Origin of the sequence: Nitratifractor sp. (genome assembly GCF_015487065.1) — a bacterium.
Taxonomy (GTDB): Bacteria; Campylobacterota; Campylobacteria; order Campylobacterales; family Sulfurovaceae; genus Nitratifractor.
Window position 1 is genome coordinate 1 of the sequence record NZ_WFQN01000074.1, and the last position, 8,619, is coordinate 8,619.

An 8,619-nucleotide genomic window follows, 5' to 3' on the forward strand; every position below is an offset into this window, starting at 1 on the left:
ACTATTTGATAAAATATTTCTTTAACGAATAAAACATATAAGATATATATTTTCTATATAGAAATATACTGATAAACAAATTTGTATGAAACCTGGATCAGTAGAGAGAAATTCCCGCGAAGTAGAACGCCACCTCCGTCGCGATCCCCGCCAGGAAGATCCAGAGGATGTTGAGCTTGAGATAGCGCACGGCGATCAGGGCTCCTACGGCCCAGATGTAGGTGGCGGGGGAGACGAGGCTGACCCGTCCCAGGCTTAGCACGACGAAAAAGAGCATCCCCGTGAAAGTGGCCAGGATGCCCCGCAGCGCCTTGCGGATCCAGGGGTTGCGCTTGATCTTTTCGTAGAGCTCGGTCATGACGAGGGTGTAGAAAAAGGAGGGGTAAAACATCCCCACCGTCGCCAGAGCGCTCCCCAGGAGCCCCGCCACTTTGTAGCCGATGAAGGTGGCGGTGATGAGGAAGGGCCCGGGGGTGATCTGCCCGAAGGCGATCCCGTCGGCGAACTCTTTGAGCGTCAGCCAGTGGTGGGAGACCACCGCCTCCTGCTGCAACAGCGGCATAATGGTCATCCCGTTGCCGAAGGCCACGGCCCCCACCTTGAACATCGACCCGAGCAGCCGCCCAGCTTCACTATGCCAGAAAAGCCCCAACGCCAGCAATCCGACGAAGAGCGCTCCGCTGAAGAGTAGCCCCGCCAGACGCCACTGCCATTTTCCGGGGATCGGCACGGCCGTTTTGGGACCTTTCTTCATCTCGGGTTTTTGTTTCCAAAAGAGCGCCAATCCCAGGGCAATGGCGAGCAGAATGATCCAGAAAGCGTTGACGTGAAAGAGCATCAGCACGAAAGCAAGCCCCGCCAGAAAGGCCGTCCCTGCGCCGGAGAGGTAGCGTCCGGAGAAGTCGGTGGCCACGTGAAGCACGATCCCCACCACCATCGCTTCCAGAGCGATAAAGAGAGGATGGACCCAGCTCACCTGCCCGTAGCGGAAATAGAGACAGGAGAGCAGCAGCATCAGTAGATAGGAGGGGAGGACAAAGAGAAAGGTGGCGAGAAAGGCGCCGGTGAAGCCTTTGATACGGTAGGCGGCATAGGCGGCGAGGTTGAAGAGGATGGGACCGGGATAGAGCTGCACCATCGCCAGCCCCTCGTCCATCTCCTCCTGGCTCAGCCAGCGTCTCCCGATGACGAGGGCCTTGAGCTGCTGGAGCATCGCCATACTGTAGGCGGTCAGGCCGATGAGGAAAAAGGCCCAGAGCAACTCCCAAAGAGAAGGAACGATCCGTTGGGGGATCTTTTGGGAGGATACAGGATCTTCTACTGCGTCTTTGGATTGTGGCATTTCCGCTTCCGCTCTTCCTCGATCTCTTTGACCCGTTTTTCCAGGTCTAGCAGCATCTCATACTGTTCGGAGTGGGTTTTCCCGTGGGCTTTCATCCGCTGTTTACGCTCCTCGATGGTTTCGAGCCACTCGTCGATGATCTCATCGGGGATGGAACAGCTTTCCGCCTCTTTCTCTTCGTGCTCGACGATCCAGTCGGCGATCTTTTTCATAATGTGCATCATAATAGATCCTTTAGAAATGGAGCTTCAGAAGCCCCATGATCATTTTGGCCGCCAGCAGCAGCAGGAGCACGGCGATGAGCTTTTTGACCTGGACGGGGGTGAGTCTATAGTGCATGATGAAGTCCCCCAGATAGCCTCCCAGCACCGCCGCGACGGTGACGACGCCTAGGAGCACCCAGTCCATCTGCACGAAGCTTAGGTAGGTGAAAAAGGCCCCCAGGGAAGAGAAGGGGATGATGAAGCTCACGGCATAGGCGGCCTTCTTGGCATCGAAGCCCAGCAAAATCAGCAGCGGCATGATCAGCGCTCCGCCGCCCACGCCGATCATCCCCGAGATGATCCCGACGACGAAACCGATGAGAAAGAGGATCCAGGCTTTGTCGTAGACCACCTTGGTTTCCCGCTTGGTATAAAGCAGCAAGATCGCCGCCGTGATGAGGAAAGCGACCAGGATCCATTTGACCACCACCACCGGGACGTACTGGGAGCTCCAGGCCCCCAGAGGCGTGGCCAGCAAAATGGCGATGACCAGAGGCAGGGCGAATTTGATATCCAGCACCCCCCGGAAGAAGTTCATCACCGAAGCGGTGATGGTGGAGGAGCTGTTGATGAAAAGCCCGATCGCCTTGGCCAGATTCAGGGGCATCCCCATCATATTGAAGGTGGGCACCAACACGATGGCCGAACCCACCCCGCCCATGGCAAACAGCGTCGAGAGCCCCAGGGTCAGGAGAAAGTAGATCCCGTAGTGGATCAGCTCCGGTGTGCTCATGGCTTAGAGTTTCAGATCTTTGGCTTTGCCGCCCTTGAGGCGATCCATGAGCCCCAGCAGGCCTCCGACGAGATATTTGACGTTGTAACCTTTGGAGGCGAGGTAGGTGCGGGCCATGTTGGAGCGGTCAACCTTGGGGCAGGCGACAACGATGAGCTTGTCTTTGGGGAGCTCCTCCAGGCGTTCGGGGAGTTCGTTGGCCGGGATCTGCAGGCCGAAATTGACCCGCCAGACCTTGGTTTCGAAGGGCACGCGGACATCGACCAGCTCCGCTTCGCCTTTGTTGTAGAGCTCGATAAATTCCTCGATCTCGATGCGCATGTTTTTCATTTCGCTGGGGACGATGTTGAGGGGGAAAGTGTTCACTATGTTCTCCTTGTTTTTGTGTTAAGTGCTATGTGTTACGTGTTACGATTTTTGGCGGAAAATCCGCTAAAAATGCCGTTGCCGAAGGCAACTCACTGCCTCCTGCCGATCCGCGAAGCGAATCTCAATGCCCACAGAATCTATCGGATTTTCTCCATATAGTTCTTCGCCCGGTCTCCCCGCAGGTAGTCGACGATGCCGAGCATTCCGTCGATGAGGTAGCGGGCATGGAACCCTTTGAGGGTCAGATAGAGTCGGGCGATTTCGGCCCGGTCGTAATGAGGGCACATGGCGACGATGGTTTTGCCTTTGTCCAGTTCGTCCAGACGATCGGGGAGTTCGTTGAGGGGGATGTGCTCTCCGAATCCGATGTGCCACGCTTCGTACTCCTCCTTGAACCGGATGTCGATCACCTGGGCTTTGCCCGCGGCGTAGAGCTCGAACATCTCGGGGAGCTGGATCTTCATCGCCTTGCGCTCGTCGTAGTCGAAGCCGCGCAGGTAGTCATCAAAGTTCATGATGCTCCTTTTATTATTTCGGTATCAAGATATCTTGATTTTAAAAGTATAGAGAATTTTACTTAATAGTAAGTAAATAGATTGGGCTTACCCACGCTTTTCGTCTGTTTTTTTCGGTTTTGCAAACTGTTCGAACGCTTTTGTAATCTGTTCGGCGGAAACGAGCCCCTCCAGAAAGATCTCACCATCCAGCACGAGGGTGGGGTCCTTGGCGATGCCCATGTCTATCGCCTCTTCGATGGAGTGGTTGTAGCGAAAGCGCAGGCGGATCGGCAGATGCTTGATGGCGCAACTGAGGCGTTTGGAGAATTTGGCCGTGAGGATCCGGTCGCCGTAGAGCACCGCCTCATGCAGCGGCAGATCGCTGAGCTGGGGGTTGAGGATCTCCCCTTCGTTCATCACGTGGCAGGCGTCGAATTGCTGGGAATTTTCGGGCATTTAGATTCCTTCATTGAAAGGTGAGAAGGTAGGATCGTACTTCGTGCTGGTGGGAGGTTGGAAGTGATTGCCGAGAAAAATCCATCGACCTTCTCACCCTCTCACCTTCCCACCTTCCCACCTCTTACCCTAGACCGCCTCCTCGATTTTCTCAATAGGATTGGTCTTTTTGTTCCTCGGATCGGTGGCATAAGCATAGAGCGGCACGTAGACTAGGGTCAGCAGCGTACCGACCAGCAGTCCGCCCACGGCTACGTCGGCCAGGGGGCTGAGGCGCTCGAGGCCGACGGCCTGCTCCAGGGCGATGGGGATCATCCCGGCGATGGTTCCAAAGGCGGTCATCATGACGGGGCGGAAGCGGACCCGTACCGACTCGATGGCGGCATCGAAGGGGGTCTTGCCCTCTTTTTCATACTCTTTGTAGAAGTCGATGAGCAGGACGGCGTTTTTGATGATGATCCCAAAGAGCAGCAGCAGCCCCACCATGGAGGGCATACAGCTGGGTTTGTGGAAGATCAGCATCCCCCAGGCCGCCCCGATCATCGAGAGAGGCAGGACGAGGATCATGATCAGGGAGAGCCGCACCGATTCGTAGATGGCGATGAGCACCATCAGCAGGATTACGACCCCGAAGCCGATCGCTTTGATCATCCGCTTGAAGCTGTCGTTGAGCTGGGCGATGTCCCCCTCCTGGGTGACGATGTAGCCGTCGGTATTGACCTTTTGCAGCGCCTTGACGGCGTCGTCGGTGATGTGGGTGACGGGGCGTTTGGCCCGGAAGCCGTTTACATCGACACTGTAGAGCATCTGATCCCGTTCGATCTTGGCGGGAACCAGGTGGGGGTTGATCGTGGCAAACTGGCTCAGGGGCACTTCGCCGAATTTGGTGGAGATGGGAAGCATCTTGAGGGTCTGGATGTTCTGGCTGAACTTGCCTTTGAGGTAGATCCGCACGAACTGGGTTTTCATGGAGGTGAAGTTGGCCGCCAGGGAGGCCACGGCACCGTGCAGAGGGATCTGGGAGATGATCTGCAGCGGGGTGATGCCGTAGCTGAGGGCTTTGTTGTTGTCGATGCGCAGCTCGATCTCGCTGAAGTCCCGATCCCAGCTGGTGGAGACGGAGGTGAGGCCTTTGATATCCTTGATGGCGGCCAGGACCTCTTTGGACTTGGAGGGCAGATGCTCGTAGTCGCTGGACTTGAGGCGGATATCCAGCGGTGCCTTGATGGTGGAGAGGGCCGTGGCGCCGAAGTCGAAGACATCATCCCGTTTCAGCCCCGGCAGGAGTGAGAGGTGGTCCCGGATCTCGTTTTCGAGCTGCCAGATGGATTTTTTTCGCTCGAAGCGGTTGACGGCGGTGATGGTGATGGTGGCTTCGGTGGGGAGGTTCCCGCTCCCCAGGCTCAGCACGCCCGGCTCGGAGCCGAAGGCGATGGAGCTGCGCACCAGCCAGGGCTGTTTGTTGAGCCAGGTGAGGAAAGGATGAAGCTTCTTCTCGGCGGTTTCGACGTTTTCGTTGGCGCTGAAGGCGATCTGAGCCTTGATGATGCCGGTATCCATGGGGGGCATGACATCTTTGCCGATGAGGGGCATGACGTTTTTGAGGCTCAGTATCAGGGTCAGGATGACCAGAGCGGTCAGGAACATCCGCCGCAGGGCCCACCATTTGCCGTTGGAGAATTTGAGGATGCCCACATAGGGGATGACCAGCCGGCCGATGGTGTTTTCATAGAGTTTTTCGAACCACTGCTCGATTTTGGTCTTGCCGGTGCCGTTTTTGTAGAGCCAGGCGGAGAGCTTGGGGATGAAGGTGATGGAGAGGAAGTAGCTCACTAGCAGGGCGATGATCAGGGTCTCGATGAGGGGACGGAAGATATGCTGGGGAAAGTCCCCGACGAACATCAGCGGGAAGAGCACGGCGATGGTGGCCAGGGTCCCGGCGAAGACCGGGGAGATGACCTCTTTGGTCCCTTTTTTGATGGCGGTCTGGAGATCTTCGTGCTCTTCGTTGAGGTGCCGTTCGATATTTTCCAGGACGACGACCGCGTCGTCGGTGAGCATTCCCAGCGCCAGGATGATCGCCGTGTAGATGACGATATTGAGTTCGCCGCCGGTGAGCCAGATGATGGCCATCGTGGCGAAGAAGACCATCGGGATCGAGAGCCCCGCGGCGATGATCGCCCGGAAGTTGCCCAGGAAGATCATGATCACCAGCAGGGTGTAGATGATGGCGTCGCGCAGGGCTTCGAGCATGTTGGTATTGGCGGTCTCGATAAGGTCGCGCTGGGTATCGGAGATGGAGAAGTCGATCTTGGGATAGAGTTTCTGCAGCTTCTTCATCTCGGCCCGGGCGGCTTTGGAGACGGCCAGGACGCTGCCGCCGGGGGCCCGTTGGATGGAGAGAGCGATCCCCTCTTTGCCGTTGCCGATGTAGCCGCTGGTGCGCTTCTGGTAGCTCCAGCTGATTTTGGCGATATCTCCCAGACGCAGGTTGGGCTGGATCGGCAGTTGCTTGAGCTCTTCGATCTGATCCCGCTCCCCGTAGTAGGTGATGGTGTAGAAGCTGTCTTTGCCTTTGGTGAAGCCGACGGGGGTGTCCTTGTCGATGGAGAAGATCGCCTTGGCCAACTTGTCGAAATCGACCCCGTATTTTTTGGCTTTGAAGGGGTCCACTTCGATGTTGATGGCGCTCTGATATCCTCCGAAGACCTCCACGTTCCCGATGGCCGGATTGCCCAGCAGATAGGGTTTGAGGAAACTGTCGGCGATTTTGCGGATGTCGGCGACGCTGATATTGGCGTCTTTTTTGGGCGTCAGGGTGATCACATCCACCGGCAGGGTGAAGTCCCCGGCGGTATAGACGGCGGGGGTGACGTTGCGGGGCAGACGGCCTTTGGCGATGGAGAGAGCGTTGGCCACGTCCACGGCGGCGGCTTCGAGCCCTTTTTTGTATTCGAATTCCGCTTTGACGATAGACATATTGGCGACGTTGACGGAGCTGACATCCCGGACCATGGCGATCCGGGCGATCTCCTCCTCGATCGGTTTGCTCACCGTATTGGCGGCCACTTCGGCGGTGGCGCCGGGGACCTGGGTGATGACGACGACCTGGGGACGGTTGGCGTCGGGGAAGAGGTTTTTGGGCAGGAGCACCAGCGCCGCGATCCCGATGATGAAAAAGGCCAGGATCAGACTGTAGAGCTGATAGGGGCGTTTGTAGAAATAGTCAAACATCGCTATCGCTCCCCGCGTTCGTCACGAATCGGCTCCCGAATGACCGGATAGCCGCCCATGAGGCGCAGCAGAATATCCGGCTTGGCCTTGACGATCTCCTTGCCGGCGAAGCGGTCATCCACCAGGACTCCCTCCTGACCGCTGGCCTTGAGGGTGACGGGGACCGGTTTGACCTTCTCTTTGCCGCTGAAGAGGAAGAGATAGCTCTTGCCGTCGCGGTTGAGCAGTGTATCCACGGGCAGCAGCACCCCTTCGCCTTTGTAGACCACCACCGAGACCTCTTCCCGGTTGCCGGTGGGGATGTAGCGGTCGATATCGGCCCGGAATTCGTTGAGTCCGTTGAAGGTGGAGTGGAGCGGCGTGAGTGCGTACTCTTTGCCGGCGAAATCGATGCTCTTGGCGCTGCCGGGAAGGCGGACCAGCAGATAGGTCCCCTCGGTCGCCGCCAGTTTGATGAGCGGTTTGCCCGGCATGGCCAGGTCACCCGGGGAGACGAGACTCTTGGAGACCAGGCCGTCGATAGGGGCCTTGATGGTGGTGTAGGAGAGGCTGTCTTCGATAGAGGCTTTTTCGGCCTGGAGTTTGAGGATCTTGGCCTTGACCCCGGCGAGCTTGGCCCGGGTGACAGCAATCTTGACCTCTTCGTTCTGGTACTGCTCCTGGGAAGCACCGTTGACCTTGAGCAGGGCGGCGGTGCGTTGATGGATCGCCTCGAGGTTCTTGAGGGTCGCTTCGGTGGCGATCAGCTCCTCTTTGGCCCCCTCGATGGAGTTCTCGATCGCCTGGAGATTGGCTTTGAGTGAACTATCGTCCAGCTGGACCAGAACTTCCCCTTTCTTGACCCGTTCCCCCGCTTTTTTGACGGAGAGGACCCGGGCGGAGACCTTGGAGGCGATGACGGTGTCGTTGTCGTTCTGGGCCAGGGCGATGTAGGGGAGGGTCAGCTTGACCGGCCCTTTTTTGGCCCGGAGGGTTTCGACGCTGACGGCATACTCTTTGGCCACAGGGGTTTTGGCCTCCTGGGCCTTGCGGGCTTTGACGAGCCGGACGGCGCCGATTACCAGCAGGGCGACGATGATCAGGAAGATCAGGATTTTGAGGAGTTTTTTGGACGATTGCATTTTTATCCTTTGTTCAAATTTCTTGGTACCGATGGAGTTTTCTGGAAAACCGTCGGTTTCACTCGATAGCTCTGGCAGTCGCTAATTCCGTTGGAACCCCTTCGGGGCAAGCGCTCCTTTGTCGCCATCGAGTGAAACCTCTTCTTAACTTTCGACATTGGCAAAAGGTCTTCGGGAACAAATCCCAATGACCAATGACCAGTGACCAATAACCGAATTGTTCGACAATGCATCATCGGACGATCCGTTCCAGATCGTTGCCGTAGAGGAAGGCCAGCTGGGCCAGGGTCTGCCAGTACTGGGCCTTGCTCTTGTAGAGGTTGGCCCGGGCGTCGAAGAGGGCATCGACGTAGCGCAGATACTCCTCAAGGGTCATCCGACCGTCGTCATAGCTGGTCTTGGCGATGGCCAGGAGTTTTTTTTGATTCGTGATATTGTGGCGGTTGAGTCGGACGCTTTTGGCCAGCAGCCTCAGCTGACGGGAGAGGGCGTCGGCTCTGCTTCGGAGTTCCTCGGCGGTTTTGGCCAGTTCGGTGCCGCTTTTGAGAGCGTGGATCCTTGCCTGTTCGATGCTTTTGTACTGGTGCATGTCGAAGAGGGGTAT

The 8,619-nt window shown here is 57.2% G+C and carries 9 protein-coding genes; all 9 read right to left on the reverse strand.

All coding sequences use genetic code 11. The features are described 5' to 3' along the window. Nucleotides 1-97 precede the first annotated feature (97 nt). Nucleotides 98-1,342 carry a chromate efflux transporter gene (gene chrA / locus F8I07_RS04015; protein ID WP_292656041.1) on the reverse strand — a complete coding sequence of 415 codons (1,245 nt, stop codon included), beginning with the start codon at nt 1,340-1,342 and terminating at the stop codon, nt 98-100. Continuing rightward, complete coding sequence (locus tag F8I07_RS04020; protein ID WP_292656043.1) at nt 1,318-1,566, reverse strand: hypothetical protein; 249 nt, start codon at nt 1,564-1,566, stop codon at nt 1,318-1,320. Before F8I07_RS04020 ends, chrA begins: the two co-directional genes overlap by 25 nt. 10 nt (nt 1,567-1,576) lie before the next feature. Then, the gene (locus F8I07_RS04025; RefSeq protein ID WP_292656045.1) at nt 1,577-2,338 is read right to left on the reverse strand and encodes a sulfite exporter TauE/SafE family protein; all 762 of its coding nucleotides are present in this window, start codon (nt 2,336-2,338) and stop codon (nt 1,577-1,579) included. Between the two features lie 3 nt (nt 2,339-2,341). Next, the gene (locus F8I07_RS04030; protein WP_292656048.1) at nt 2,342-2,704 is read right to left on the reverse strand and encodes a rhodanese-like domain-containing protein; all 363 of its coding nucleotides are present in this window, start codon (nt 2,702-2,704) and stop codon (nt 2,342-2,344) included. A gap of 140 nt (nt 2,705-2,844) precedes the next feature. After that, the gene (locus tag F8I07_RS04035) at nt 2,845-3,222 is read right to left on the reverse strand and encodes a rhodanese-like domain-containing protein (RefSeq protein WP_292656051.1); all 378 of its coding nucleotides are present in this window, start codon (nt 3,220-3,222) and stop codon (nt 2,845-2,847) included. Between the two features lie 87 nt (nt 3,223-3,309). Continuing rightward, nucleotides 3,310-3,660, reverse strand: a complete 351-nt coding sequence (locus F8I07_RS04040) for a hypothetical protein (RefSeq protein ID WP_292656053.1) — start codon at nt 3,658-3,660, stop codon at nt 3,310-3,312. Nucleotides 3,661-3,789: 129 nt separating this feature from the next. Further along, a complete protein-coding gene (locus F8I07_RS04045) occupies nt 3,790-6,894 on the reverse strand; it encodes an efflux RND transporter permease subunit (RefSeq protein ID WP_292656056.1) in 3,105 nt (1,034 codons plus the stop codon). 2 nt (nt 6,895-6,896) lie between these two features. Next, a complete protein-coding gene (locus F8I07_RS04050; RefSeq protein ID WP_292656058.1) occupies nt 6,897-8,015 on the reverse strand; it encodes an efflux RND transporter periplasmic adaptor subunit in 1,119 nt (372 codons plus the stop codon). Nucleotides 8,016-8,247: 232 nt separating this feature from the next. Continuing rightward, nucleotides 8,248-8,619: TolC family protein (locus F8I07_RS04055; protein ID WP_292656061.1), on the reverse strand; the 372-nt coding region annotated here is incomplete at its 5' end.

What these genes read in the sequence shown, in the direction of transcription:
- F8I07_RS04040 (WP_292656053.1), bottom strand. Translation starts at nt 3,660, where the DNA reads ATGCCCGAAAATTCCCAGCAATTCGACGCCTGCCACGTGATGAACGAA.
- F8I07_RS04020 (WP_292656043.1), bottom strand. Translation starts at nt 1,566, where the DNA reads ATGATGCACATTATGAAAAAGATCGCCGACTGGATCGTCGAGCACGAA.
- F8I07_RS04045 (WP_292656056.1), bottom strand. Translation starts at nt 6,894, where the DNA reads ATGTTTGACTATTTCTACAAACGCCCCTATCAGCTCTACAGTCTGATC.
- chrA (WP_292656041.1), bottom strand. Translation starts at nt 1,342, where the DNA reads ATGCCACAATCCAAAGACGCAGTAGAAGATCCTGTATCCTCCCAAAAG.
- F8I07_RS04035 (WP_292656051.1), bottom strand. Translation starts at nt 3,222, where the DNA reads ATGAACTTTGATGACTACCTGCGCGGCTTCGACTACGACGAGCGCAAG.
- F8I07_RS04025 (WP_292656045.1), bottom strand. Translation starts at nt 2,338, where the DNA reads ATGAGCACACCGGAGCTGATCCACTACGGGATCTACTTTCTCCTGACC.
- F8I07_RS04050 (WP_292656058.1), bottom strand. Translation starts at nt 8,015, where the DNA reads ATGCAATCGTCCAAAAAACTCCTCAAAATCCTGATCTTCCTGATCATC.